This window comes from Peribacillus sp. FSL K6-5616 (assembly GCF_038008245.1).
GTDB lineage: Bacteria > Bacillota > Bacilli > Bacillales > DSM-1321 > Peribacillus > Peribacillus frigoritolerans.
In genome coordinates this window covers 4,206,961-4,233,654 of the sequence record NZ_JBBOYT010000001.1, presented here as the reverse complement: position 1 = coordinate 4,233,654, position 26,694 = coordinate 4,206,961, and the positions used below count along the sequence as shown (strand labels likewise).

Below are 26,694 nucleotides of genomic sequence, written 5' to 3'. Positions count from 1 at the left end.
AAGAGTATAGTTTTGGATAAAAGATGAAGCAAACCGGGGGTGACAAAAATGAAACAAAATATATGGGAGAAGGAATATAGAAATGTTGATAGTTTATGGGGTTTCAAGCCTAATGGTATCTTATCCCAATATGTTGGAATGCTTCCGGATAATGGAGAGGTTTTAGACATAGGTATTGGAGAAGGAAGAAACGCCCTTTTTTTCGCTGCACAAGGATTTGTTGTTGAGGGTATTGATATTTCAGAAACAGCAGTAGAACGATGTTTGGAACTTTCAAAAGAGCACAATTTGAATGTTGACGCTAAAATTCAAGATATTACTTCTTTTGAGATTGAACCAAATAAATATTCATTAATCATACTTTCTAATGTACTTAATTTTTTTCCTGATAATGAAATTAAAAATATTATCGACAAGGTGAAAAATGGGTTGCAAAAAAATGGGTTGGTATATATTAATGTCTTTGATGATAAAGAACCAGGTAGAAAGAAAGCTCCAGAGAGGTATGAACAGTTAGCAGAGCATACGTTTTACAAGGAAAGTTCAAATATGTTTCTTCATTATTTTACAAGAAGTGAATTGGAAGGCTTTTTTACGGATTATAAAACCATAAGCTTGTCTCAGTCTTACTCTTTGGACATTACGCACGGTCAACCTCATTTCCATAGCACATTAGAAATCATGTCACAAAAGTCTTAAAAAGGTTAACATTCTTTATTTCACCACCTGTGTTAATACCTTAAAAGTGGCCATCATTTGAAAACAAGCGTAACCCCGTTCAAAATTTGGACGGGGTTACACTTGTTTAATTTAACCATTATGGTAAATGTAATACTCGAATCAATAATATTAAACAACGAATTAATATTATTGATTTTTATGATTGAAAAAATTTAATTTTACTATTTATATTTTTAATTCCTTGTTATATAATCGAATCAACTAAAAGGGAGGAATTGCATTCCATTATGGCTTATAAAGTAATTACAGATTGTCCTGTCTGCAGTAAAACATTGAAAATTACAAAATTGCAGTGCTCTCATTGTCACACTACGATCGAAAATGAGTTTGAATTATCTAAGCTGGCATCCTTATCAAAGGATCAGCTACATTTTGTGGAAGTATTTTTAACATGCAGAGGGAATATCAAAGAAGTTGAAAAGGAACTGGGAATTTCGTATCCCACGGTTCGAGGCAAGCTAACAGACATCATTTCATCCCTTGGATATGTGCAGAAGAAGAAAAATGAAGTAGACGAGAAAAAAATTGTCACCATGTTGGAAAATGGCGAAATCACACCAGAAGAAGCCATTAAGCTCTTAAAAGAGGAATAGGGAGGAATTTATCATGAAAGAGGAAATTTCAAGAGTGTTAACAATGGTTCAAGAAGGAAAGATTGATGCAGATAAGGGATCAGAATTGATTCAAGTATTAAAAGAGAAAGAAGAAACAGGTCAAAAGCCTTTGGAAAAACCGACTAAATATTTAGATAAAACATTAAAAATTCGTGTTGTATCAGCCGAAAATGATAACGTCACGGTCAATTTGCCTATAAAACTGGTCAAGGTAGTATTAATGGCTGGACACAGCATCGCAGCGAGTATTCCTCAATCCGAAAAATACGTTAAGGATGTAGACATAAGCCTTATCATGGAAGCAATCGAAAACGAATTAGATGGCCAAATTGTTGATATTAAATCGGCAAACGGGGATACCGTTTCCGTCATCATTGATTAGTGATTTGTTTATGATGCATGTAAAAGTGAAAGCAAAAGACGTTCGGTTTACCATCCCAGTTCCATATGCCATTTTAAATATTGTCATTTCCATTTTGTCTTCAAAATTTCTTCAGCAAAATGTAAACAAATGGACAAAAGAGCATTTCGAAAGAAAAAAACTGGATTTTACCTTTCCGTTAATAGACAAAAATAGGCTAAAGCCTATCGTCAAGGAACTGAAAAATTATAAAGGGATCGTGCTAGTGGATGTCAGAGCTAAGGACGGTACTGAGGTTAAGGTTAGACTATAATTTATTATAGAATACGCCGACCACTGCCTGGCATTTTGAAGGAAAATCCTAATTTCTCACAAAGTTCTTTAATTTTAAAAGCTTAAACAAGCATAACCCCGTTCTAAATGTAGGACGGGGTTAAGAATATGTTGGTGCGCCCGATTGTTGAATAACATGCCGGGCGCTTTTTTAATCGCGCATTGCTCCTGCCTCTCGGGAAGTCATTGCACCTTGTCCTTCGCTTACATCTTTTTGAATTTGTTGTTTTACTTTTTGTGCATCAGTTCCGGCAAATTCCGGTTTCATAATGGAACCCGAGTTCCCTTTAGCTGGTGGATTCTGCTGCATACAATTCCTCCTCAATTTATGTTTAACACTCTTATTGTTTATAAAAAGGTTCAAGAGTACTAATTGATTTTAGAAGCCAATTGCCTTTGAAATATAGACCTAAAACCAGTAACACCTCTCGGAAACTCAAGTGTATACTTGATTGCATTATTTTGTGGGAATCGAAGGGAATATATGTATCGCAAAGAATATATAATGAAAAAAATTATATAGATGAGAGGGGATATTATGATTAGTGAAAAGAGCAAAAAAATCATTGAAAATTATATTATGGCCTACAATTCGTTTGATATTGAAAGTATGGTTAAACTCCTTCATAAAGAGATCATGTTTAGGAATTTCACGAATGGCGATATGAACACAGAGACCAGAGGCATACAAGAGTTTAAAGAACTGGCGGAAAAGTCGTCAAAGATTTTCTCTCGTCGCCGTCAGACGGTTATTGACTATAACGCTATAGAAGATAAGGCAGAAGTGCAAATTGAATATGAAGCAATACTGGCTGTTGATTTGCCTAACGGATTAAACAGTGGAGATAAGATTCAATTAAAAGGAAAGTCCATATTTGGACTTAATGAAGGGAAAATATCATTAATTGAAGATTATAGTTGAGTGCATCTAACCTTAATTACGCTAAATAAACGCGTGAACAAGCTTCAATAACTTTTGAAAATATTGTTAGTACTCAACAAAAGGGATTCGGAAAATATATCTTTCATCAAATGAAGATCCCAAACTAACAACTTCAACTCATCAGGTATGGTTTCTATATAAATGCTATAACAAAGTTGATTGGAGAGAAAGGTGCGAGACTCCTGCGGGAAAGGCTCCCTGACCGCCCGCGGAAAGCGAGTGCCTGTAGCGGAAATCCGCTGCAAATTGTACAAGCCATAAAAAAACGGGAGGCAAACTCGATTTCTTCAAATTTGTCTGCAGTCTCAGCAATTCTTTAATAAGAAATGCTTTTCTTTATGAACTAACAGATGCTTTACTTCTTAAAAGGAGCTGTCAGCAGCTCCTTTTCTTATGCAGCTAAAGGGGGAGTGACTGAAAACAATCAATAAGTGAGATTAAAATAACAATCAGTTAAGTTGGTATATGAAGGTAAAAATAGAATAAATTTACACGAAATGATAATTATGATTTAATCAGAATGTCAGTACGTTTTATAAATGACTTACTCAATAATACAAGGAAGGTGTTATTATCCATGGAAATTAAATCGGTTGTTTTACAGACTAAAAGTTTAATGCAAATGAAAAATTTCTATATTGGAACGTTAGGTTTTTCTCTCATTAATGAAGATAAGAATAGCTTTCGAATGGCTGTTGGTACAGGTGAAATGGAGTTTACAACAAAAGAAGTAAAAGGTGACCCCTATTATCACTTTGCTTTTAACATACCGGCTAACAAATTTAATGAGGCAAAATCATGGGCAAAAGAAAGAGTGAGTTTACTTGTTGAAGATGGGGTAGATGAAGCTAATTTTACTCATTTACCTGCCCATGCTCTTTATTTCTATGATCCTTCTGGTAATATAGTAGAATTTATTTCTAGATATGAAATCGCTGAAGCTAGTATGAAGCCTTTTTCGGTTAAAAGCATTTTAAACATAAGTGAAATAGGTTTAATTGTAGAAGACACTATAAGTGTGAGCGAAAAATTAAAGGAAATTGGTGTGTATGAGCGTGACAATCATACAATAAGTAAAAAATCCCTTAATTTCATGGGTGAAAGAAGGAATGGGGTATTTATTATATTAGCCCAACCTGGGAGAAGGTGGATATTCTCCGATAAAACATCTGCCATATTCCCTCTGGAGATTACATTAATAAATAACAATAAAATAATCATCAATCCCGAAAATGAATTTCAGATATTTTGAGACAGGTTAAAATTTTCTTTATTTAGTGAGTGTATGGTTTTGATTCTTTGAGGGGGAAAGGCAATTATGAAAAAAGTTTGTATGATATTTATATTTGTTTCTGTACTTTTTTTCGGTTGTAGCAATGAAAAAAAAGATCTGAAAGAAGATCCTGGACTTGATGAATCCCAAAAGATAGAAGTATCGTCAGAAGAAAATCCAGAATTGGTTTTAAGCGTTATAGACAATCAGGTTGAAGTAAGTGAATTTGTTAATACACTTGAAGTTGATAAATGGCGTATTGTAGATACTCCTCCAAATTCAACTAAAGGGTATATTTATAGGATGTACCAAGAAGATACAGTCAAACTTGGAGAGCCAAATAGAGATAAAAAGGAACTTAAACAAATCGCTACAATTATTACATATAAAGATAGCCCTTATATTGAACTTAGAACCAAGAAACTACATTTGAATTTTAAAGTTCCAAAAGATGTAGCAGAATACCTATCCAATAAAGAGAATCAAAAACATTGACCATACAACAATTTACGTCAACAATACGTAATTTCTTTTTATTGAATGAAATTAACTGGTAATAGGCAGCTTTTTCTTATGGCAGAAAGGGGCAGGTTAGTTAGTAAGGGAACTTTTACCTTTTTAGTTCGTATTAAATGTAGCAGGAAATAAAGGTGTCCTTTGGAGTTGGTGTAAAAATGAAAAAAGTGTTAATGATCTCAGCAATGTCTGCGTTAGTATTAGCTGCGTGTGGTGAAGAAAAAGCACCATCTTGGAAAGGGGAATGGAAAAATATGAGTGGAGAAAAGAGTGTTTGTCGAAAATCCTTTACCTTTAAAGGGGAAAATAATTTTGAAATTCAAAATTCAAGAGTCCAAGGCGGGGGACAATCTTCTGGAACATATAAGCATATTGAGAGCAATGATTACGAATTTGATTATGGTAGAGGTTCTGACAACTTTACTATTATAGTTGAAAAAAATACGATGAAAGTTCATTCATCAGGCAAGGATACCATTTGCGAATATACTAAAGTCGATAAAATTAGAAATAAGTATGATAATCCATGGGAGTAAAAATTGCAGATTGGATTATGTAACTAAGGGGCAGGTTCGTTTTTTAAGCTTAACTTATTCGAATCTTGATTATTGAAAATACCTAAAATTGGGCTAATGATATTGATTGGGCTGTGGGAACTTGTTAACTACTTTAAATATTCCAGGATTAATTCTATCTTCTCTTTTCGCAATATTAATTTTGTTTTTACTAAGAAAACTAGTGCAATCTATTAGACGGTAAAACCGTCTTTTTTATGTCACAGTATATATCACCTCAACAATAAGTGTTATGGAACTAAAGGGACAGGTTGTTGGAGAAGGAACTATTTTGAACGATCTAGAAATAAAGACTATAAAGAAAAGATAATGAGGTGTTTGTATAGAAAAGATACCTGTTAAAACGATTAAGAAGATAGAAGAAGACATTGAAAAAAATGATTTAGGGAAAGCAAGGGATAGGCTACACGGGTTAATTTCGACCTATCCTAATGAGTTAGAACTGCGCAGAAAGCTGGGGGACATCTATTTTGCATTGAAATACCCTTCAATGGCAGGTCGTTATTGGTATTTAGAAAAGAATAAGACATCAGAGATGGTAAAAGCGTGTATTTTGTTCGAAAAATCCATGGGAAACGATCCTTTCAGAATAGCACGAGCTCTGAAATTTAAAGGTGATAGTGAAATTTTAATAAGACTGGAATTGGATCAGGTAATTTCGCCTATACAAAATAAAGTGAAAGAGAGTCTGCTGGAACAACCTGACGATCTATTGAAAGATAATTTGGTTAGTTTGGGTTGCATCTCAATAATCATATTAACAATTCTCTTTGCATTAATCGGAGTTTACGCTTTTTTCAACTGGATTTTTTAATCGGTAACCTTGCTTTACAAGAGAGTTTTATAGTACTTGTTCTTTACCTAATGGGTGCGTTACTTTTAAAATCTGGCTGCCATCGCTGGCAGTCTTTTTAGGGGCAGGTTAGTTGAGCAATAAAGATAAAAATCATTCTATATGGAATGTTTTTTATCTTTATCATTATTCGGTGATGTACTAGGGTGTGTTAATATGCGGTCTAATACTTTTTCAGTAAATGGCATAAAGTAATTGAGTATCAGCCCGCCTAAACAAACGGTTAATAAAGTTCCAACGCCAATTGGTCCATTTGAAATCATTGCCATTATCAAGAATGCGAGGTAAATGACTGTTCTCGAAAAAAATATATTTGTTTTCGTTAATTCTTGTATGATTAATGTTAATCGGTCAACTGGAATCGGTGCAAAATTTGTGTGTAAATATGTTGCCGTTCCTAATCCTATAACAACTAAGCCGATTCCAAAACAAATAATTTTGCTGTACCATAGTTCAGGTGTTATCAAATGGTGCAATAAAAAAAGCCACATATCGATCCCGATCCCCGTTATAAATGCTGTTAACAACCCCAAAACTTCTGGTCTTTGCCTTTTTAAAAATGAATTAAAACATATCAAGATCAAGGCTATTATGACTTCCCAACTTCCCACAGTAAGCCCCGCATTTATGGATAGTCCCACCAAAAGTGCATCAAAAGGTGAAGTCCCAAGATCTGATTGTATAGTGAAAGAAATACCAAGGGTTAATATTAAAATTCCTAATACATAAAAAACATATTTCACTATACCGCCCCCTTTATTTTTTGTTGCAAACGCAACAAAATTACGTTAAATTTAATATAGGTCATTTTTATTGCATTTGCAACAAAAATATGTGCTGAGGAGTTCATTATGAAGGAAATTCTTCGTGAAATTGGAATGATAGCAAGGGCATTAGATTCCATAAGCAATATCGAATTTAAAGAACATGACCTTACAAAAGGGCAGTATTTGTACCTTGTGCGAATATGTGAAAACCCAGGAATCATTCAGGAAAAGTTAGCTGAGATGATAAAAGTAGATCGAACAACAGCAGCTCGTGCTATAAAAAAGCTTGAAATCAATGGCTTTATTGAAAAGAAAGAAGATAAACACAACAAAAAAATTAAAAAGCTCTTTCCAACGGAGAAAGGAAAAAATGTTTATCCTTTTATAAAAAGAGAAAATGATTACTCCAATATCGTTGCATTAGAGGGATTTTCGGAAAGAGAAGTAGAAACCATTTCCGATCTTCTTCAAAGAGTAAGAAAAAATGTAGAAAAAGACTGGGAATTTGTAAAAAAGGGAAACAAGAGAAATTATTGATTATGTAAAGGAGCGGCATATTTAAATGACTGCAAATATTAAAAAGTGTACCCTAGACAATTCGCGCATTCTCCAAGAAATTAGTTATGAAACATTTAATGAGACATTTAAGCATCAGAATTCACCCGAAAATATGAATGCCTATTTGGAAAGGGCGTTTAACTTAAACCAAATAGAAAAAGAATTAGCCAATATTTCTTCGCAATTCTTTTTTGTTTATTTTAATAATGAAGTCGCTGGATATTTAAAGGTCAATACCAATGATGCTCAGACTGAAGAAATGGGTGATGATTCACTTGAAGTCGAGCGGATTTATATAAAGAACAAATTTCAAAAACATGGGCTTGGTAAATATCTGTTAAATAAAGCAATGGACATTGCGATGGAAACTAATAAAAAGAAAATCTGGCTGGGCGTATGGGAAAAAAATGAAAATGCCATTGGTTTTTATAAGAAAATTGGGTTTGTTCAAACTGGAGCCCACTCTTTTTATATGGGTGATGAAGAACAAACGGACTTTATAATGACCAAAACACTCATATAACTTATTTTGAAAGGTGCATCATTGATAAATAATGAAGGAAATCCAAATTCAAACAAATGGCAGAACTGATGGAAAAGAGATTTAAAAAATCACATATAGCCCAAAATTATTTAACCCTCAGGTTCAATAATTTTGGATGGTACTGCACGAACGGTTAAAAACCAATTGGAACTCATTATTCACTTTATTATTTACCCGAATTACATGACGGATTCATGCTACTGCCGGTTTTATTCGGAGTATATTTCTTCTTTCAGATCTCATACTAAAGATAAGAAGGAGGGGTATACATGGCAAAACGAACAAAGAAAAATGATGCAGATCAAAAAAACAAACAAGGGTTTGATTCAAGCAAAACTGATTCTGAATTCTCTAAGGAATTCGGCAGTGCAAATGCCAATCAAGCACATAAAAATAAAGCAAAAAAAGAAAAAGCATCTAAAAATCAAGGTGAGTGGAAAGGCATGCATTGATGCCTGCTCAGTTCGCTTATCGTGCTTCAAACTTTTTACTTAACTTTATGTAAAGGAGCTTATTTAGATGACTCAATCCAAGCGACAACAAGAACGCCAATGGAAAGATCGTAAACAATCTCAGAATCCACATGGTAAGGTCCCTTCATTTGAACAATTAGCTGAAGATACGGGAAAAAATGAATCTGAAACTAAGTAAAACGCTTCTCTTTTCGTTACCTAAAGGCCATAATCATCGATGATTATGGTCTTTTTAGGTTTTTATATACGAGCTGGATTTTTAGAATGATTCGTATGTATCCCCTTAAGTACATACTGTAAAAGACAAAGACTACATAAAAATGCGGATTATTACAAAACCTTTTAGTAAGGAGTTTTTTGGAAGGGGGGAAGATCAGATATATGTTTTCATTACGGGGAGATGCTCATAAAATTTATCTTCAATTAAAAAAAGCCTCATACAAAAACCGATCTTTCAAAGGGATGAAGAAACTGATTGAAGTGGAAGAAATTCAAAATTTTTATAGTTCGATTGATAGCGATACGTTAAAAAAAGTTTATTATTGTATGATAAAAGAGAAAAACGGATCGGGGATCATTCCTATTATAATATCCTCTGGGCCTTGGCTTTTTCTTCTGTTTTCAAATCAATTGCAAGATTTCCTTTTTAAAGATGGGAGTTTGCTTTGGGTCGTCTTCAGTATAATATATATTACCATTCTTTCCATAAGTGTGTTTCTTCACTTTCATGAAAGATCATGGTCTTTTGTTCATATTGAAATCATTCAAGAAATTTTACATGATCGAAAAGGGATAAGGGGAAAGGCATGAGGTTCCCTCCATTTTTTTGGATGATATTTGTATACAAACTCAGCGATTCTTTAATAAGAATCGCTTTTCTTATTGAACTAATAGGATAGGTTACTTTAACCAAAATTCATGTAAAATATAATAAAAAGCGTGTAGTAGAGGAGCCAGAAAATAATATGGAATGTTTTTGTGAACAAAAAGAAACATATGAGTTGAAAGTTGAAGGGGATGTTGGGGCGGACCCTATATGGTGCAATCAATGTGGTTGTAACTTGGATATTGAGGACATTCTAATTTCAAATACGTTAACAAATGAATTAATTGAATGGGTAAATAGGTATGGTGAATGGATTGATTGGGATGAAGATAAATTGCTTCCTAATGGGATTGAACTTGAAGAAGAACACAATAAACAAGGATTAACTTTAACGGGAAAAATAAAGAAAGAACTTGAAGGGAAATATAGAATTAAATTTTCACCTTCGACAATGGCAAGAATGTATGCAAATAAAGATCATTAACCTTTATTCCACGGAGCTGTCTTTAAGGCAGCTTTTTCTTTTGGCAACTAAAGGGGCAGTTTGGTTGAGTAAGGGCTCAGTTGTTTTTTTCTAATTGCTGTTTCTTGTTTATTTGGTATGAGTGCATCTGTAAAAGAGTTTGATCCATTAATTGTACAGTGGAAGAAAACAATCCTGAAGAAAAGAAATGCTTGGCGGTACCCCTAGGTGAAAGTTATAGGATAACATTGTGGTATGCAGCAAATGTGTTGGGGATTATTGGGTATTTATAATTCTTTACTAATCGTTCTAAAAAGGGTATTATTTAATCAGGGTTTGAAATTCATGTGAATATATTAGAACGTTCATTCTACAATGGATTATGACGTTTGTTTTTGTTAGTATTGGTTCATGGATTTTTTTTAAGGAGAAATAAAATGGCTAGAAGTAAAGAGTTTGACGAAAAAGCTGTATTAAGAAAAGCAATGGAGCTTTTCTGGGAACAGGGTTATGAAAAAACATCCATGCAAGATTTGGTGGATCATATGGGAATACACCGCAGGAGTATATATGATACATTTGGTGACAAGCGTTCATTGTTTTTAGCTTCCCTTAATCACTATGAAGAGCTCATCGTCAATGAGATGGAAAGCATAATTAGTAGCACTTCATCCATTAAACAGACGATACGTGATGTGTTTATTTTCGTACTGAATTCCATTGAACAATACCCAAAAGGTTGTCTATCAGTAAATGCAGCCATAGAATTATCTTTGCTGGACAAGGAAATTGGACGCATAGTTACAAAAATGTTTAACCGTACTGAAGATATGTTTAATAACCTTATAAAACGGGGCCAGACTAGTGGAGAGCTATCAAAAGAAATCGATTCTGATAACACATCCCGTTTCTTACACAACAATTTGGTAGGTATAAGAGTACTAATAAAAACTAATTACAATAAAAAAGAATTAGAAGGCATCATCACTCTAGCACTTTCAGTGTTGGACTAGCTTTCTTTTTTTTCCCCTTTTTAGAACGTTCATTCTAAAAATGACATGAAACAAACCATCATCATGCAACTTTATAAAACCGTTTTTAAATGTCTAAGGAGGAACACAATAATGACTAACTTTAAAATACCAACAGAATCAGAATTTATTGAAGCAGATGGAACTCGTTACGCATATAGAAAATTTGGTATACAGGATGGTATACCAGTAGTATTTCTTGTTCACTTTAGAGGAACGATGGAAAACTGGGATCCAAACATGCTTGAACCTATTGCAAATACACGCCCAGTAATCTTGTTTGACAATAAAGGGGTTGGTGAGACCGATGGACTAACGCCTACTACAATTGCTGATATGGCAAAAGATACAGCAACATTTATAAAAACTCTTGGATTAGAACAAGTTGACATTCTTGGTTTTTCCATTGGTGGCATGGTTGCACAAGAGCTAGCTTTACAAGAGGGAGATTTAGTAAGAAAAATTATTATGGCAGGTACTTCGCCTGAATCTGGTATTAATCCAAATCCAGAGATTTTTGAAAGAATGAATCGTCACGGCGGAACGGAAGAAGATGGAATTAATGATTTTATGTTCTTTTTCTACGGACAAACCGAAACAAGTAAATCTGCAGGAATGGCTTCACTACAAAGAATTTTTAATCAGAAAAAAGTAAACAGTTCAGAACAAGTAAAAGAGGCACAATTACAAGCCATTGCAAAATGGGCTAAACAAAAATCCAATCATGATTATGAATGGTTACAAAACATCAAACTCCCTGTACTTGTTACTAATGGTGTTAATGATGTGATGGTACCGACTAAAAACAGTTATATCTTAACAGAGAAATTACCCAAAGCACAGCTGATTATATATCCTGATTCTGGTCACGGGCACCTGTTTCAATTTCCAGAACTATTTGCAGAACACGTAAATTCATTCCTTGATTCTAATTCTTATTAAAAAGGAGTATTCGTATGAGCAGATTATTTGAAAAAGTCCGTATCGGAAACATTGACTTGAAAAATCGTATAGGAATGGCTCCGATGACTAGAAGTAGAGCTTTACCAGATGGTACACCGAGCGATTTAATAGCAGAGTACTATGGTCAGCGTGCTACAGTCGGTTTAATTATAAGCGAAGGAACCCAACCTTCAGATGATGGGCAAGGGTACACTAATACACCTGGTATTTATACAGAAAATCATATTAAAGGGTGGAAAAAAGTAACTTCTAAAGTTCATAGTGAAGGCGGTCGTATTTTTGTTCAGCTTATGCATGTGGGACGTGTATCACACCCTGATAACACACCTCACCATCGCCAAGCAGTTGCACCGTCAGCTATTGCACCTGGTGTAGAAATTTTCACGGCAGAAGGAATGAAAGATATTCCAACACCAAGAGAATTGAGTGAGCTTGAGATAAAAGATGTTATCAATGAGTTTCGTAAAGCAGCACGTTCAGCAATTGAAGCTGGTGCAGACGGAGTTGAAATTCACGGAGCGAATGGTTATCTGATCCAACAATTCCTTAGTGAAAACTCCAATCATCGTCAAGATGCATACGGTGGTACGATTGAGGGGCGTTCTCGATTCGCTATTGAAGTAGCTAAAGCAGTTGTTGATGAAATAGGAGCAGAAAGAACAGGCATCCGTTTTTCTCCTCAAGGAACACTGCAAGGCATTGATGAGGGGGAAAATAGCCTTGAGATGTATCGCTATTTAATAAGTGAATTAAATAAGCTTAACCTTGCATATCTGCATTTAATGCACTTCGGAAACGAGCAATTCCTAAAAGATGTGCGTCAACTTTGGGATCAATCACTTCTTGTTAACCGTCCTGGTCGTCCTCTAGATCAACTTTCGTCTGATGTAGATAATAATTTTGCAGATGTTGTCACAGTTGGCACTTGGGTACTAGCTAATCCAGACTTTGTAGAACGGATTCAATCAGGTGCTCCCCTAAACGAACCTGATAAAAACACGCTCTATGCAGGGGGAAAAGAAGGTTATACAGATTATCCTTTCTTAAAATAATTTATTTAATATGAATATCCCATCCAGGGATATTCATAATCTTTTTTCTTAGGGTTCGTCATGAAAAGATACATGTGCGTTAAATAAAAATGTGGAGGATTGTAATGAAAGCTTTAGCAATTGAAAACTACGGTGAAAATCCAAATTTTTTAGACTTCCCTATGCCCAAAATGAATAATGATGAGGTCTTAGTTGAGATATATGCGGCAAGTATAAATCCTCTTGATACAAAAATTCGAAAAGGTGAATTAAAATTATTATTGAAATACAAGATGCCGTTAATTTTAGGAAATGATTTTTCTGGAAAAATTGTTGAAGTAGGTGCTAGTGTCACGAAGTTTAAAGTCGGTGATGAGGTATATGGTCGACCTAGAGCAAATAAAATGGGAACTTTTACTGAATATCTCTCTGTTAACGAAGAAGATATTGCATTAAAACCTAAAAATATAAGTTTTGAAGAAGCCGCCTCCATCCCTCTAGTCGGATTGACATCCTACCAAGCTTTACATGATATTCTGCGAATTGAAAAAGGACATAAAATATTAATACATGCAGGATCAGGGGGTGTAGGAACATTTGCTATCCAACTTGCAAAATATATGGGTGCTTTTGTCGCAACTACAGCTAGTGATGGTAGTGATTTGGTGAAATCTCTTGGCGCTGACGAAGTTATTAATTACAAGACAGAAAAGTTCGAACATTCGATACGTGACTACAACGCAGTTCTTGATACCATTGGGGGGGCGACGTTAGAGAAATCATTTGTAACATTAAAAAAAGGAGGAAAGATTGTTTCTATATCTGGAATCCCGAATGGTCGCTTTGCTAAAGAAAACGGATTTAGCTCATTAAAAAAAACCTTATTTTCCATTGCAAGTTATAAACTTACGAAGCTAGAAAAAAAACATAATGTCCAATACACGTTTCTTTTTATGAAGCATAGTGGAGAGCAGTTGAAAATTTTAACAGAAATGTTAGAGTCAGAAGTAATTAAGCCTACACTTGATAAAGTTTTTATTTTCGAAGATGCCCAAAAAGCATTGGAGTATGCAGAGACGGGAAGAGCAAAGGGGAAAATAATACTTAAATTGAAATAATCGTCTTATCTAACAAACCTTTCCTTAGGTAGAAAGTTGTTATTTTTTCTAACTTATCGAGGTTGCTAATAGAACTATCGGGGGGCAGGTTAGTTGAAGATTATGGTAACATTTGTACTAACTGAAAGGAGGAAATTAGGTATGAACGATAAAGAGAAAATCTATTATGAACGAGGAACAGAGGAAATAAAATTAAAAAATATTCGTGCTCATAAACTTGTTCAAGAATTTAACAACAGTGCTATAGAAGATTTCTCAAAAAGAGAAGAAACTATAAAGAAATTGTTTGGTACTGTAGGTGTTGATCCTAATATTGAACACAATTTCCATTGCGATTTGGGCTACAATATCCACGTTGGCGATAATTTCTATGCTGGCTATAACTGCACTATTTTAGATATGGCAGAAGTTAGGGTGGGTGACAACTGTATGATAGGCCCCAATGTAGGGATATATACGGCTGGTCATTCAATCGAACCTAAGGATAGGAACAAGAGTGGTTATGGAATACCAATAATAATTGGAAACGATGTATGGATTGGTGGAAGTTGCATAATCCTGGCTGGAGTCACTATTGGAGATAATTCAATTGTTGCTGCTGGTTCCGTTGTTACAAAAGATGTTCCTGCCAATACAATAGTGGCTGGAAACCCAGCAAAGATACTAAAAAGTATTTAATTTTCCAGTTGTTCTTTGTTGATATCAGAAGTTATCACACCTCGCGAATAAGGAAGAATTATATATGGATAAAACAAGAGAGGTAATACCAGAATTAAGCTATTTAGATGTCATAGCAAAAACATTTAGGCAAACCATCCAGTACCAATCAATTTTGATTGGTATCATTGCTCTTAGTAGGTTAGTTTGTCCGAAGTATACAGGGGAAGGGAGAGTTTTTCCTTCCTTAACCAACCTTTCTACACATGAGTAGAAAGGTTGGTTAAACAATCCTCAATTTAATTTTCTTTCGTTAATCGACTCATTCGGAATGGAGTAATGATGAGAACGATAATAAGGACAATTCCCATATAGCCAAAGATTGGATAGAGAGAGGAAACAAGTTTAGTGAAGCCAAAGAAGCTTGCTATAAATCCGATCAACAGTGATGAAATAATGATTACTTTAAATTTTGTGGTCTGCGGATCAGAAAAGCGTGTTCCAAATGAGTAGAACATGCTGACTGCCGTATTGAAAATCATGGCGAACAGAACGAGAGAGTACAGAATGCCTAAGAGAGGTGAAATACTGTTGGCGATTCCCAGCATTGGCATATCCAAGCCCGATACAGTATTAATATTTGAGAAAATAGTAAGGTGACTAATTAAAAGAAGTAGACCTAAAGCGATCCCTCCTGTAAGTCCTCCAATGGATGATATCCTTTCATCAGGTTCATTTCCACCCATAACAAGTGTCATGGAAGCCCCCATTGCAATGGTTATTGAAATATAGTTTATTGTAGATACAAGCCAATGTCCCGCAGCTGAATTTTGTTCCAGCGCATGTGGTTCAAGTGACGTAAACGATGAATTCATTGTAAACATACTATAAATAAATAGAAAAAGTACGACAAGAATCAGAAATGGTGTGACGGATGCAATTACCTTAATCACACGGTCAACTTTCAGCATAACTGTTATCATGACAAGAACAGTCATAAGGATGGTTCCTATAAAGGAAGGTAATCCGAATTGCTGATCAAAGATCGAGCCTGACCCCGCAATCATGACAATTCCTATACCAAATAGGATGGCATTCAGAACATAATCAATGATACAGCCGAGAAAGCGACCGCAAATCTTATAAATTACTTCCAGATGCGAATCTGTTTGTGTACGACTGCCAAGCTTCATCAGAATCATTCCAAGGTATGCAAAAATAGCGACTGAAATGATAGCTCCAATTGTGCCCAAGTTCCCGAAGCTTACAAAATAAAGCATGGTTTCTTGTCCTGAGGCGAACCCTGCTCCAACTAGAATTCCGATAAAAGCGCTAGCGATCTTAAGGATTCTCTTCATGTTGTCCTCCGTTTTTCTTACGTTTATATTTTTTCTTAACTATTTGATGGATTGTTATTTGATAACCACATCTTTTGATACATATAATTTCCTAAGGAGGCTCCATGGTGTATTTATGGAGATGATTAACTTAGGCACCGTCCTTTTATGGTACTGAAGTTCCCCATTACTCTCGGGGGATTAGTCGATTTGCTGTACGCTACTGCCATCTCTTCATTCAGCTCTTTCGAACGTTTCGCAGCATGATGAATCGCCTGTGAAATGGCTCTGCCGCCATTATTTTTCCGTAACGCATCAAGTCCGGATGCTGTCGTTCCATTTGGTGAAGTGACTTTCTCTCTGAGACTTGCCGGTGTCTCGTCGTTCACCATAATCATCTTGGCTGCGCCTAAAATCGTTTGGGCGACAATCTCACGGACCATCGCTTCATCCATACCCTTTTTAACGCCAGCGTGTTCCATATGCTCCATTAAATAATAGAAGTAAGCAGGTCCGCTTCCTGCAATTCCTGTAAAAATATCCATATGCTCTTCTTCAATTAAGAACACTTTTCCCATACAGCCTAACAGTTCTTTCACTGCTATCACATTGTCCATCGCTGTATGTCTTCCCGGAGATAACGCAGTTGCCGACTCCCGGATCATGCTCGACGTATTCGGCATCAACCGCACAACCTGCTGTCCAAGCTGTAGATGATTTTCCATGAATTCAGTGGAAATGCCCGCTAAAACAGAAATTACAACTTGATCCACTCTTATTTTATCTTTGAGTGCATCAAGAGCCTCTGCTGCTCCCTGGGGCTTCATTGCCAAAATGAAGAAATCAACTTCTTCATATGGCAATGCATCCTGATGGACCGCATGGACTCCATACACGTGATTCATTTCCTCGAGTCGTAATTGATTGCTGCGATTTGTCACATAAATTCTCTCTGCTGGTATGCTCCCAATCTGCACAATTCCAGAAATCATCGACTCTGCCATCGAACCGGCTCCTAAAAATGCAACAGTTTTATCTCTCAACATTATGCCCTCCTAAAAGTTCATTGTTCGTAATTCCGTTCGTATTTTTTAACCTTGTTATCGTAACATGCTGAGATTTAGATTCAAGGGAAGAGAGGACATTCACAAGGAAAAGGCCGAGATAGTGAAGGGAAGCGTTATCATTTGGGGCTTACATGCCAGTCAGGTCATTTAATCAAGGATAATCGGCTGTAATCGGGGTATTTGCGGATATTTTAGGAAGAAAAACGAAAAAAACAATTCATATCATTACAGGTTTTGGCCGTATTTTTTAAATGCCCTTTTAATAATCGCTCTCCCGTTCTATCAAAGACTTGACCTGAGGGGAGAAGCACATGAAGATGAATATACAACATTATTAGTGCAAGGTGTTGATGAGGACGGGGTATCTTCCGAGTCATTACAGATATTAATGAAATACAAGCTTTTATAGAAAAAGTGAACAAGTTGTGCAACCTCCTAATAAGGAGGTTACAGTTTGTAGACAAAAGGGGTTCGGAATTAAAAAATTCTGAACCCCTTTTGAAATTCCCTTTGAATTTTCGCCTAAAGTTTAGAGATTGGGGCTCTACGAGCCCACTATGTTAGGCCATTTTTGGACCTTGCCATGTCCAATTGGCCATCTTCTTTAAATTAATGGCAGCGAAAGTAAGCATCGCCTGCATCGACAATTTTTTAAGTCCCCTTAAAGTAGTCCAACGCATACCATGCTTTTCTTTTGCATCTGCGAATACACGCTCAATCGTTTCTTTACGTTTTGCATATATAGGTTTTACATCTTGATGATGACGCAGATGATCTGCTTCTTCCACATGTGTTTGCCAGATATGCCGTGTCACCACTTTTTGACAGTCTTTGCTTTCTGTACACCGAGATAAAAATGAGCATGTTGTACAAATTTGTTTTGGCGATTTGTACTCGCGATAGCCCTCTTTATTTGTTGTTGAGTACTTTAAAGTTTCGCCCGAAGGGCAAAGGTAACAATCAAAATGTTCATCGTATACATAGTCCTGTTTGCGGAAAAATCCTTCTTTGGTGCGAGGACGTGTATAAGGTAAAGCCGGTATGATTTCTTTGTTAAATAGGTAGCTTGTAATCGCTGGTGTTTTATAAGCTGCATCTGCGGCAACGGCTTCCGGTTTTCCAACTTTCTCAATCACTTGTTCAACTAGTGGCTCTAAGATCTGACTGTCATGTGTATTTCCAGGTGTTACAATCGTTCCCAATACAAAACCGTTGCGGTCTGCGGCCGCGTGGAATGAATAGGCAAACTGTTTTGTTCGTTCATCTTTCACATAGTAGCCACTCTCAGAATCCGTTGTACTTTCTTTAATCTCTTTGGTCTCTTCTTTATCAAATTTATCTGGTGGAAAAGGCTTTTTTCCATGGTTTTCACGATCTTGATTGATTTCTTCTTGAAGACGTCCTTGATACGCTCGTGTTTCTTTACGAACGATTTTCTTTTCAAATTTCCGTTTATTCGCACTGGCTTTCACATGTGTGGAATCCACGAAAACGTGTTCAGCACTTATTAACTTTTTATTAGCAGCTGTCATTAAAATGCGATAGAAAATCTGTTCAAACAGATCTGTATCTTTGAAGCGTCGCTCATAATTTTTCCCGAACGTAGAGAAATGAGGTACTTTATCATGGAAACCATAGCCTAAGAACCAACGGTAAGCCATATTGGTTTCAACTTCTTCAATCGTTTTACGCATGGAACGAATACCGAAGGTATATTGAATGAAAGTCAGTTTAACTAAAATAACTGGATCAATACTTGGGCGTCCTACCTCTGAATACATATCTTTCACCAAGTCATAAATGAAAGTGAAGTCAATGGCAGCCTCCATTTTACGAACCAAATGGTTCGGTGGCACCAATTGATCTAAAGTAATCATTTCAAGTTGATCTCGCTGAATAGAATCATGTTTAGAAAGCATCCTCATCACCTCAAGTTTTAATACTTCTATTTTAAAACAAACATGACTCCAGGCAAAAGTGTTCTATCTAAAAGGTAAGACAAAGTTGATTGGAACGGAAGGTACGAGACTCCTGCGGGAAAAGCGCGTCTAGGGGAGACCCCGCAGGCGAAAGCCGAGGAGGCTCCCCGACCGCCCGCGGAAAGCGAGTGCCTGGAGTGGAAATCAACGTCCAAATTGTACAAGCCATAAAAAATAGACAAACTCGATTTTCATCGAGTTTGTCTACAGTCTGCAACCTCCTAATAAGGAGGTTATTGGAAAAGAGTAAAGAATTAAATAAAAAAGGGAATTACTTTTTTATAATACCCGATAAAGAAACCATGGATAACAAAGTATACACTATTAATTTTTTAGTGATGGAAGGGTTATGTTTCAAGAATGGATCGGGGTGCGTTAGCTGTAGATCGGAGCTGTCTTATGGAACTAAAGGGGCAGGTAATTCAAGAAGGAAAATTATAGAGAAATATAGAAACTAGTATTTACTACTTATGTGGGAGGATCTGTATGCAAAAGAAGATTTACATTGTCAGACATTGTGAAGCACAAGGGCAACCTTCGGAATCTCCGTTAACAGAAAAGGGTTTGAAACAAGCGAAATATTTAGTTGATTTTTTCAGCAATGCAAAACTTGACCGAATAATAGCGAGTCCCTTTTTGCGTGCTATTCAATCAGTAGAACCATTATGTGAGAAAACAAAGATTAAAATAGAGATTGATGAACGCCTCTCAGAACGAACACTAAGCACAACGGAATTACCTGATTGGTATGAAAAACTAAAAGCAACATTTAATGATATGGAATTAAAATTCGAAGGAGGAGAGTCAAGTCAAGAAGCGAAAAATCGAATCGTAAATGTTGTAGAAGAAGTCTTTAAAAGTGGGGCTGAAAATACAGTAATCGTCAGTCACGGAAATATAATATCCTTACTGTTAATGAATTATAATAGTGACTTTGATTTCGAGTGTTGGAAAAATCTTAGTAACCCTGACGTTTTTCAAATAAACTGTATTAATAATGAAGTGATCTTGGAACGTATATGGGATGAAGATAAAATTTAGCAAAAGATAGGAGCTGTCTTTAAGGCAGCTTTTTCTTTATGCAACAATCTAGTCAGGATAGTTTAGGAATAAATGATATAATTTGTAATATTGATTTAATTGAAAGGAGTTTGTTGCATATGCCAACCTGTCAGCAATGTGGCTATAAATGGGGTTGGGTAGAGGCCTTTTTTAAAATGTTTACCTTTAAAAAGAGGTTAAGATGTTCATCCTGTGATTCATCCCAATACGTTTCCAAGAAAACAAGAAAGCTATTAAGCCTATTTATATTTATAACTTTATTGATCGTACCTTTAATATCATTTGGTGTACCTAAAGGTTATGCCTTAGTTTTTGAAATAGTTGCGTATGCTTTAGTGATTATTATGATGCCATTTATATATAAGTTAAGTAACAAGGATGAACCGATGTGGTAGTCATTTAAACAACGGGTGCGTAAGCTTAAGATAGGAGCTGTCTTTAAGGCAGCTTTTTATTAATGCAACTATCGGGGGAGTTTAGAAGAAGGGAGGAGTTAACATGAATCGGAATATTGGTACAGAAGAAGCGATTAAAAGGTGGGATAGTTTCGCGGATACATATTCTGCAAATCATACCGAGCAAGGAGACCTTCATAAAGAAGTTTTTTTAAATCCAACTTTATTATCACTTATGGAGCCGGTGAGGAATAAAAACATTTTAGATGCCGGGTGTGGTGAGGGGTATTTAAGTCGAATGTTAGCGAGGTCCGAAGCGACTGTAACGGCTGTGGATTATTCATCACGGATGATAGAAATTGCTAAGGGAAGAACTCCAAATGATTTGCTGATTGATTATAGGCAGGGGAATTGTGAGGACTTGTATTGTTTAGAAGATAAACGTTTCGATTTAATAGTATCCAATATGGTCATTCAAGATCTTGCAAATTACGAAAAAGCATTTCAAGAAATGTATCGTCTATTAGTAGATGGAGGCTGTTTCATATTTTCGATTTTGCATCCTTGTTTTGTTACTCCAGAGAGTGGTTGGGAAAAAACAAAGGACGGTAAAAAATTGCATTGGAACGTAGATAAGTATTTTTATGAAGGAGTGTATGAACAAGGTTTAGGAGATAAAGAAAAAATGCTATTCTTTCATAGAACATTAACAAGTTATATAAACACTTTAATCAAAACAGGTTTTATTTTAGAAAGCATAATAGAACCTAAGCCATCAAAAGAGATGTTAGAAAAATATCCTTCATTTGAAGAAGATTTCAGATGTGCTGATTTTATAGTTTTTAAACTAAAAAAGTAAAGGTGAATATTAATATTAGAAAATCAACTAGAGGAAGGTGTACATGGTGGGGAGAAATTACAGAATGATGAATGAGGTCTTAACAAATGTCCAGTAAAACAGATCAAATGAACCAGAGTTATGTAGATTCTCAAGAAAAACAAAAAATGTTATACAAACGTACATTGATTATTATAAGTATTTCACAAATTTTTGGCGGTGCCGGTTTAGCGGCTGGAGTTACGGTGGGGGCACTTCTTGCACAACAAATGCTTGGCACAGATGCATTTGCTGGAGTGCCATCGGGTTTATTTACATTAGGATCTGCCGGGGCTGCTTTAATCGTAGGGAGACTTTCTCAACGTTACGGCCGCCGTACAGGTCTAACAGCTGGTTTTATGATAGGTGGACTTGGAGCAATAGGAGTCATAATGGCAGCCATCATAAATAGCGTTTTCCTTTTATTTGCTTCCCTGCTCATCTATGGTGCAGGAACAGCGACAAATTTACAAGCTCGTTACGCTGGTACGGACTTGGCTAACAATAAACAGCGAGCCACTGCCATTAGTATTACCATGGTGTTTACAACATTTGGTGCAGTTGCCGGTCCGAATTTAGTGAATGTAATGGGGGATTTTGCTCTTTCCATTGGCGTTCCTTCACTCGCTGGTCCTTTCATTTTATCAGCGGCAGCATTTATATTAGCAGGTCTTGTCCTTTTCGTTTTGCTTCGCCCGGACCCATTAGTTATAGCAAGAGCAATAGAAGCGACCAAACAAGAAAGTAATCGATTAGGATATTCGGCTGATACTGAACAAATGGTAAACAAAAGAGGAATTATTGTTGGTGCGGCAATTATGGTTCTTACTCAAATTGTAATGGTGGCCATTATGACCATGACGCCAGTTCATATGAGGCATCATGGACATGACTTGGGTGAAATAGGTCTCGTTATTGGATTTCATATAGCTGCCATGTATCTTCCTTCACTGGTTACAGGTGTCCTTGTTGATAAGTTTGGCCGTACTGCCATGGCTATTGCCTCTGGAGCTACGCTGCTTCTGGCCGGTTTAATATCGGCGATTGCACCAGGTGATTCTATGATTCTCCTAGTTATTGCCCTTTCTTTACTTGGATTAGGATGGAATTTCGGTTTAATAAGTGGGACGGCTCTTATTGTTGATTCAACCGACACTTCAAATCGGGCTAAAACCCAAGGTACAGTGGATGTTTTAATTGCATTATCAGGAGCCTCTGGTGGAGCCTTATCTGGAATGATTGTGGCCGGTTCAAGTTATACAGCCTTATCATTTATCGGAGGGTTATTATCTTTATTATTGATTCCAGTGGTAATCTGGTCTCGGGGAAGTGAAAAATAAAAAGAAGCCATATAATAAGTAAAAAAAGTCAATTCCTATCGTATGAAATGTACCCTTTGTAAAGGACAGTTTAAAAAAAGCCTAGGCAGCTTGAAAAAGATGATTTCTGTATTGAACAGGAGTCATCTTTTTTAAATTCCATTGGTATCTGTAGTGATTGTAATACGTCATATATTGCTTAATTTCTTTTTTTAATTCATCTAAAGTTGAACATGCTTTAATAGAGGCTTCATCTTTAAAATGGCCAAAAAAAGATTCTTGAGGTGCATTATCCCAGCAGTTCCCGCGCCTTGACATCGACTGGCCTAATCCCAGTTTTTTTACTAATTTCTGAAAGTCCGGATGGGTATAATGAGTTCCCTGATCAGAGTGGATAAAGGCATTCTTTGCTTTGTGAAATCTTCGATTTTTCTTTAACTTGAGGAGGGTTTCCGTAGCCAGGTCCATGGTAATGCGATCTGATACATGGTAAGCCACAATTTCATTGGTCGAAGCATCCTTAATCGTTGATAGATAAGCTTTCTTTCCTTGGCCATAGAACAAATATGTGATATCTGTCAGTAGTATTTTACCTGGAACTTCCTGTTTGAATTCCCTCTTCAAAAGATTCGGCACCACACGGTGCTCGTGAGTGGCTTTCATCATTCGTCTGTACGGATTTGCCTTCCGAATAGGGCATATAATGCTGTACTTCTTCATGATTCGCCGGATACGCTTCAAATTATAGACAACATTAAATTGACCCGCCAAAGTCATTTTGATCTGACGAGCCCCTTTCTTACGATTTTTGAAATGGAATGCTTTTATGATGATTTCTTTCACTACCTCATCCTTTTCATCTTTTCGAATTCTTTTTTCCTGTGATTTCACTGAGAAGTAATTATAATAACCACTTCTTGAAACACCGACTATTTTACAAAGGTATTTCACCATATGTTTTAGTTGATATTTTTCAATCACGGAGCGAATTAGGATATATTTTTGGAAAGGAGGAAGAACTACTTCTTCATCCCCCTTTCTGCAAAACGAATCTTTTTTAACAGTTCGTTTTCTGCCTTTAGTAAGTTGATTTGTGCTTCTAAGCGAGCATTTTTCTCCTCTAGGGTAAGTTTTCTTTCCTTTTGGCGCCCTGAATTTCCTGCTCTAGTGTCACATAAACCAATAATCCCGTTCTTCTCGTAAACTGCTTGCCATCTCTTACTCGCTGATTTAATTCTTTCCGTCCCCAAAACCTCTACATCAAACCCAAATTCTTCAAATATTTGCCTTACGAACTTGCCTTTCTGTTTTTCCGCTATAAATATATGCTTAAATTCATCAGTATAAGTAATTCCTTTTGAACTTACAGATTTAACATAATTATTAGATGATAGTAGTTTGATTTCTTTCTCTGTAAAAAGCTTTTTACTCATAACCTTCTCCAGTCCCATGTTGTGTTTTCTCGTTGTGTTTCTTAATTATACAAAAAAGTACCCTATAGGAGACTTTTTTAGGTGTCTACTCTATAGGGTACAGTTTAGTACAGGGAACGGGCTTTTTTTGCTGCGATTTGCTTATCATACAAAATACCACAGTTTGGCGATACCCTTCTATACGTCTATTTTTTCTATGATTAAGGCTCTGTTAAAGGATGTTGTTGATTTTCTTGCTGAACTATGGGGGCAGAATAATTGAAGAAGGAATTGAAGAAACAAAAAGAGAATAGGTACTGTTAGTTAAAATGATTTTTATAGAAAGAAGGATTAATATGGCATATTGCAAAGTTCGCCAAGCTGAAATTTATTATGAAGATTTAGGGGGAGGAAAACCAATTTTAATGATACACGGTTATTCTCCGGACCATCGATTAATGAGTGGTTGTATGGAACCAATATTTACTAAGAGGGAGGGGTGGCGACGTATTTATATCGACCTACCTGGGATGGGATTAACAAAAGAATATAACGAAATAAGTAGTTCGGATGAAATGCTGGATGCTGTTTTAGAGTTTATTCAAGCTGTAATTCCTAACCAAGAGTACGTAATTGCCGGGGAATCTTACGGTGGCTATATAGCTAGGGGCATTATTGAAAAGCATCAAGAACAAATACTTGGTGCAGCATTTATATGTCCTCTTATTATTCCTCTTCCAGAAAATAGAACAGTTGAGATACATAAAATAATGAGAACGGATGAGAAGTTCATTGAGAATTTATCAAAGGGTGAATTAGAAGATTTTAGAAATAACAACATTGTACTTGATGAGTACACATGGTTAAGGTACAACAAAGAAATTCTAAGTGGTTGTAAAATTGGTGATGAAAAGTTTCTAAATAAGGTTAAGAATAAATATGGGTTTTCTTTTAAGATTGACCAGTCTGATTTTATTAAACCCAGTGTATTCCTGTTAGGAAGACAAGACTCTTCGGTTGGATATAAAGATGCTCTGGACATAGCAAACAAGTATCCGCGAGGAACTTTTGCTGTATTGGATATGGCAGGTCACAATTTACAAATTGAACAACCGCAACTTTTTAGCACTCTATTAAATGAATGGTTGGATAGAATTGAAGAGTTCCAAAACTAATACTTAACGCAGTAATTGAAGTTTGTGAAATATAGTATTTAAATTAACGGTTGCTTTAGCTTAGGATCGAAGGCAGCTATTTCTTATGGAACGGGGAGGTTAGTCAAATAACAATCCTTTGTAAATCTTATATTGCTATAATGGAAATAAAAGCTTAATTATTATAGGAGATAAAAATGTTTGATAAAATTAAGACTTGGGCGAGGAGACTAAAACAGCAAATTTTTATCCTTTACTTTGCTTGTAAAGATGAACGGGTGCCTTGGCATGCAAAGGTATTTACGGCTTGTGTTGTGGCTTATGCATTCAGTCCGATAGACATAATACCTGATTTTATACCCATTCTTGGCTACTTAGACGATGTAATTCTCGTTCCAATAGGGATAATGATCGCATTAAAGATGATACCAAAGAGTGTATTAACCGACTGTGAAGTTAAGGCAAAAGAAATGATGAAAAATGGTAAGCCGAAGAATTGGATAGTCGGCTCACTAATAGTAATGATTTGGGTCTTAATTATAATATGGGCTATTATATATATTTATGGTTTAATGAACTAACCGGTGCTTTACTTCACTAGGATGCACAAGAAGACCACTTATAGGTGGTCTCTTTTAATTGTTCAAAAAATCAACATTAATCTTTAACAAAGTCATGGTTAAAAAGCGATCTTAATATAGTCAATTGAATTATCCTATTTAAAAAGTGATTTCCCTCCATTATTTTGTGGTACAAGAATCGGATTCTCTGAAGCTGATGCATTGTCATTTTTTATTTTTTAAGATTCTTAGACTTTCCATATCCCCATTTACTATCACATCAATATGAGCAGAAATGATAGAGATATCCCAATCCCACCATTTAATTTCCAGCAGTTCGTTAATGATTTCTTCCGGGAAGCGGGTTTTAAGTTTCTTTTCGGGATTCCCTCCAACGATGGTGTAAGGTTCCACATCTTTGGTAATAACCGATTTGGCGGCTACAATTGCACCATCCCCAATTTTTATTCCAGGCATGATGACAGTATCCATTCCTATCCAAACATCATTTCCAATAATGGTATCGCCTTTAAACGGCAACTGATCTAACGCTGGCGTATACTTCTCCCAACCGTGTCCGAAAATGTTGAAGGGGTAGGTTGAAAAACCATCCATTCTATGGTTGGCTCCATTCATAATAAACGTTACACCAGGTGCCATGGCGCAAAATTTCCCGATGACAAGCCGGTCACCGAAGAATTCGTAGTGATATAACACTTGATCTTCAAAAGACTCACCATTCCTTGCATCGTAATATGAATATTCACCCGCAATAATGTTTGGTCTAGTGATTGTATTTTTAATAAATTGCACGACGTGATTTCCTTTAATCGGATATTTATCTTGAGGATTTGGTCCATGTTGCTTATTAGATTCCATGGATATCCACTGC

General features: G+C 36.0%; 33 protein-coding genes. 26 read left to right on the top strand and 7 right to left on the bottom strand.

Going from position 1 to position 26,694, the window contains the following annotated elements:
• The first annotated feature begins 48 nt into the window (after nt 1–48).
• From MHB45_RS20540 to MHB45_RS20525, 4 genes are all read left to right on the top strand, one after another.
• Complete coding sequence (locus MHB45_RS20540; RefSeq protein ID WP_048687885.1) at nt 49–699, top strand: class I SAM-dependent methyltransferase; 651 nt, start codon at nt 49–51, stop codon at nt 697–699.
• A 269-nt stretch (nt 700–968) separates the two neighbouring features.
• Nucleotides 969–1,334, top strand: a complete 366-nt coding sequence (locus MHB45_RS20535; RefSeq protein ID WP_048687884.1) for a DUF2089 domain-containing protein — start codon at nt 969–971, stop codon at nt 1,332–1,334.
• Between the two features lie 13 nt (nt 1,335–1,347).
• Nucleotides 1,348–1,737, top strand: coding sequence for an SHOCT-like domain-containing protein (locus MHB45_RS20530; protein ID WP_161922167.1), 390 nt, complete (start codon nt 1,348–1,350; stop codon nt 1,735–1,737).
• Nucleotides 1,738–1,747: 10 nt separating this feature from the next.
• Nucleotides 1,748–2,029, top strand: coding sequence for a hypothetical protein (locus tag MHB45_RS20525; RefSeq protein WP_048687924.1), 282 nt, complete (start codon nt 1,748–1,750; stop codon nt 2,027–2,029).
• A gap of 171 nt (nt 2,030–2,200) precedes the next feature.
• Here the strand turns inward: MHB45_RS20525 and MHB45_RS20520 are convergent, their stop codons facing one another.
• A complete protein-coding gene (locus MHB45_RS20520; RefSeq protein WP_176702876.1) occupies nt 2,201–2,359 on the bottom strand; it encodes a hypothetical protein in 159 nt (52 codons plus the stop codon).
• 228 nt (nt 2,360–2,587) lie between these two features.
• On the opposite strand from MHB45_RS20520, the gene MHB45_RS20515 reads away from it, so the two are divergent.
• The 5 genes from MHB45_RS20515 (at nt 2,588) to MHB45_RS20495 (ending at nt 6,170) form a co-directional block, all read left to right on the top strand.
• Complete coding sequence (locus MHB45_RS20515; RefSeq protein ID WP_048687882.1) at nt 2,588–2,971, top strand: nuclear transport factor 2 family protein; 384 nt, start codon at nt 2,588–2,590, stop codon at nt 2,969–2,971.
• A 598-nt stretch (nt 2,972–3,569) separates the two neighbouring features.
• A complete protein-coding gene (locus MHB45_RS20510; protein ID WP_072273638.1) occupies nt 3,570–4,244 on the top strand; it encodes a VOC family protein in 675 nt (224 codons plus the stop codon).
• Between the two features lie 66 nt (nt 4,245–4,310).
• Nucleotides 4,311–4,760 (top strand): hypothetical protein, encoded by a 450-nt coding sequence (locus tag MHB45_RS20505; RefSeq protein ID WP_072273637.1) that lies wholly within the window; start codon nt 4,311–4,313, stop codon nt 4,758–4,760.
• 179 nt (nt 4,761–4,939) lie between these two features.
• Nucleotides 4,940–5,317, top strand: a complete 378-nt coding sequence (locus MHB45_RS20500; protein WP_048678333.1) for a hypothetical protein — start codon at nt 4,940–4,942, stop codon at nt 5,315–5,317.
• 361 nt (nt 5,318–5,678) lie between these two features.
• Entirely contained in the window at nt 5,679–6,170 is a 492-nt protein-coding gene (locus tag MHB45_RS20495) for a DUF6584 family protein (protein ID WP_048678336.1), read from the top strand.
• A 137-nt stretch (nt 6,171–6,307) separates the two neighbouring features.
• On the opposite strand, the gene MHB45_RS20490 is transcribed toward MHB45_RS20495, so the two are convergent.
• Nucleotides 6,308–6,952, bottom strand: coding sequence for a YczE/YyaS/YitT family protein (locus tag MHB45_RS20490; RefSeq protein WP_048678430.1), 645 nt, complete (start codon nt 6,950–6,952; stop codon nt 6,308–6,310).
• A 108-nt stretch (nt 6,953–7,060) separates the two neighbouring features.
• Between MHB45_RS20490 and MHB45_RS20485 the strand changes: the two genes are divergently transcribed.
• From MHB45_RS20485 to MHB45_RS20435, 11 genes are all read left to right on the top strand, one after another.
• A complete protein-coding gene (locus MHB45_RS20485; RefSeq protein ID WP_127777915.1) occupies nt 7,061–7,513 on the top strand; it encodes a MarR family winged helix-turn-helix transcriptional regulator in 453 nt (150 codons plus the stop codon).
• A 25-nt stretch (nt 7,514–7,538) separates the two neighbouring features.
• Complete coding sequence (locus tag MHB45_RS20480) at nt 7,539–8,057, top strand: GNAT family N-acetyltransferase (protein ID WP_048678342.1); 519 nt, start codon at nt 7,539–7,541, stop codon at nt 8,055–8,057.
• 290 nt (nt 8,058–8,347) lie between these two features.
• Complete coding sequence (locus MHB45_RS20475) at nt 8,348–8,530, top strand: hypothetical protein (RefSeq protein WP_034310968.1); 183 nt, start codon at nt 8,348–8,350, stop codon at nt 8,528–8,530.
• Nucleotides 8,531–8,597: 67 nt separating this feature from the next.
• Nucleotides 8,598–8,729 carry a DUF6254 family protein gene (locus MHB45_RS20470; RefSeq protein ID WP_221408526.1) on the top strand — a complete coding sequence of 44 codons (132 nt, stop codon included), beginning with the start codon at nt 8,598–8,600 and terminating at the stop codon, nt 8,727–8,729.
• A gap of 787 nt (nt 8,730–9,516) precedes the next feature.
• Entirely contained in the window at nt 9,517–9,861 is a 345-nt protein-coding gene (locus tag MHB45_RS20465; protein ID WP_048678348.1) for a hypothetical protein, read from the top strand.
• Nucleotides 9,862–10,277: 416 nt separating this feature from the next.
• Nucleotides 10,278–10,853: a TetR/AcrR family transcriptional regulator gene (locus MHB45_RS20460; protein WP_048678351.1), complete on the top strand. Its 576-nt coding sequence runs from the start codon at nt 10,278–10,280 to the stop codon at nt 10,851–10,853.
• A gap of 111 nt (nt 10,854–10,964) precedes the next feature.
• Nucleotides 10,965–11,813 carry an alpha/beta fold hydrolase gene (locus MHB45_RS20455; protein WP_340908071.1) on the top strand — a complete coding sequence of 283 codons (849 nt, stop codon included), beginning with the start codon at nt 10,965–10,967 and terminating at the stop codon, nt 11,811–11,813.
• A gap of 14 nt (nt 11,814–11,827) precedes the next feature.
• Nucleotides 11,828–12,886, top strand: a complete 1,059-nt coding sequence (locus MHB45_RS20450; protein WP_055348208.1) for an alkene reductase — start codon at nt 11,828–11,830, stop codon at nt 12,884–12,886.
• 104 nt (nt 12,887–12,990) lie between these two features.
• Nucleotides 12,991–13,983 carry an NADP-dependent oxidoreductase gene (locus MHB45_RS20445; RefSeq protein WP_055348207.1) on the top strand — a complete coding sequence of 331 codons (993 nt, stop codon included), beginning with the start codon at nt 12,991–12,993 and terminating at the stop codon, nt 13,981–13,983.
• Nucleotides 13,984–14,124: 141 nt separating this feature from the next.
• Nucleotides 14,125–14,661 (top strand): sugar O-acetyltransferase, encoded by a 537-nt coding sequence (locus MHB45_RS20440; protein WP_048678359.1) that lies wholly within the window; start codon nt 14,125–14,127, stop codon nt 14,659–14,661.
• 64 nt (nt 14,662–14,725) lie between these two features.
• A complete protein-coding gene (locus tag MHB45_RS20435; RefSeq protein WP_048678360.1) occupies nt 14,726–14,914 on the top strand; it encodes a hypothetical protein in 189 nt (62 codons plus the stop codon).
• A 25-nt stretch (nt 14,915–14,939) separates the two neighbouring features.
• On the opposite strand, the gene MHB45_RS20430 is transcribed toward MHB45_RS20435, so the two are convergent.
• From MHB45_RS20430 to MHB45_RS20420, 3 genes are all read right to left on the bottom strand, one after another.
• Nucleotides 14,940–15,998 (bottom strand): YkvI family membrane protein, encoded by a 1,059-nt coding sequence (locus tag MHB45_RS20430; protein ID WP_340908070.1) that lies wholly within the window; start codon nt 15,996–15,998, stop codon nt 14,940–14,942.
• A gap of 125 nt (nt 15,999–16,123) precedes the next feature.
• On the bottom strand, nt 16,124–17,023 hold the full coding sequence (gene proC, locus MHB45_RS20425) for a pyrroline-5-carboxylate reductase (protein WP_065421095.1): 900 nt from the start codon (nt 17,021–17,023) through the stop codon (nt 16,124–16,126).
• A 581-nt stretch (nt 17,024–17,604) separates the two neighbouring features.
• Complete coding sequence (locus MHB45_RS20420) at nt 17,605–18,963, bottom strand: IS1182 family transposase (protein ID WP_072272405.1); 1,359 nt, start codon at nt 18,961–18,963, stop codon at nt 17,605–17,607.
• A gap of 546 nt (nt 18,964–19,509) precedes the next feature.
• On the opposite strand from MHB45_RS20420, the gene MHB45_RS20415 reads away from it, so the two are divergent.
• The 4 genes from MHB45_RS20415 to MHB45_RS20400 all read left to right on the top strand — a co-directional run bounded on the left by MHB45_RS20415 (nt 19,510) and on the right by MHB45_RS20400 (nt 22,697).
• Nucleotides 19,510–20,064: a histidine phosphatase family protein gene (locus MHB45_RS20415; RefSeq protein ID WP_048678367.1), complete on the top strand. Its 555-nt coding sequence runs from the start codon at nt 19,510–19,512 to the stop codon at nt 20,062–20,064.
• A 38-nt stretch (nt 20,065–20,102) separates the two neighbouring features.
• Entirely contained in the window at nt 20,103–20,480 is a 378-nt protein-coding gene (locus MHB45_RS20410) for a TIGR04104 family putative zinc finger protein (RefSeq protein ID WP_055348204.1), read from the top strand.
• 103 nt (nt 20,481–20,583) lie between these two features.
• The gene (locus MHB45_RS20405) at nt 20,584–21,339 is read left to right on the top strand and encodes a class I SAM-dependent methyltransferase (RefSeq protein WP_048678372.1); all 756 of its coding nucleotides are present in this window, start codon (nt 20,584–20,586) and stop codon (nt 21,337–21,339) included.
• Between the two features lie 86 nt (nt 21,340–21,425).
• Nucleotides 21,426–22,697 carry an MFS transporter gene (locus MHB45_RS20400; RefSeq protein ID WP_253349917.1) on the top strand — a complete coding sequence of 424 codons (1,272 nt, stop codon included), beginning with the start codon at nt 21,426–21,428 and terminating at the stop codon, nt 22,695–22,697.
• Between the two features lie 81 nt (nt 22,698–22,778).
• Here the strand turns inward: MHB45_RS20400 and MHB45_RS20395 are convergent.
• A protein-coding gene (locus MHB45_RS20395; protein WP_226990452.1) for an IS3 family transposase occupies nt 22,779–24,109 on the bottom strand; the annotation gives its coding sequence in 2 pieces (ribosomal slippage) (nt 22,779–23,737 and nt 23,737–24,109; 1,332 coding nt in all).
• A 335-nt stretch (nt 24,110–24,444) separates the two neighbouring features.
• Between MHB45_RS20395 and MHB45_RS20390 the strand changes: the two genes are divergently transcribed.
• Entirely contained in the window at nt 24,445–25,263 is an 819-nt protein-coding gene (locus tag MHB45_RS20390) for an alpha/beta fold hydrolase (protein ID WP_055348314.1), read from the top strand.
• 176 nt (nt 25,264–25,439) lie between these two features.
• The gene (locus tag MHB45_RS20385; protein WP_340908069.1) at nt 25,440–25,823 is read left to right on the top strand and encodes a YkvA family protein; all 384 of its coding nucleotides are present in this window, start codon (nt 25,440–25,442) and stop codon (nt 25,821–25,823) included.
• Between the two features lie 204 nt (nt 25,824–26,027).
• Here the strand turns inward: MHB45_RS20385 and MHB45_RS20380 are convergent, their stop codons facing one another.
• A complete protein-coding gene (locus MHB45_RS20380) occupies nt 26,028–26,681 on the bottom strand; it encodes a Vat family streptogramin A O-acetyltransferase (protein ID WP_048678380.1) in 654 nt (217 codons plus the stop codon).
• Nucleotides 26,682–26,694: the final 13 nt, after the last annotated feature.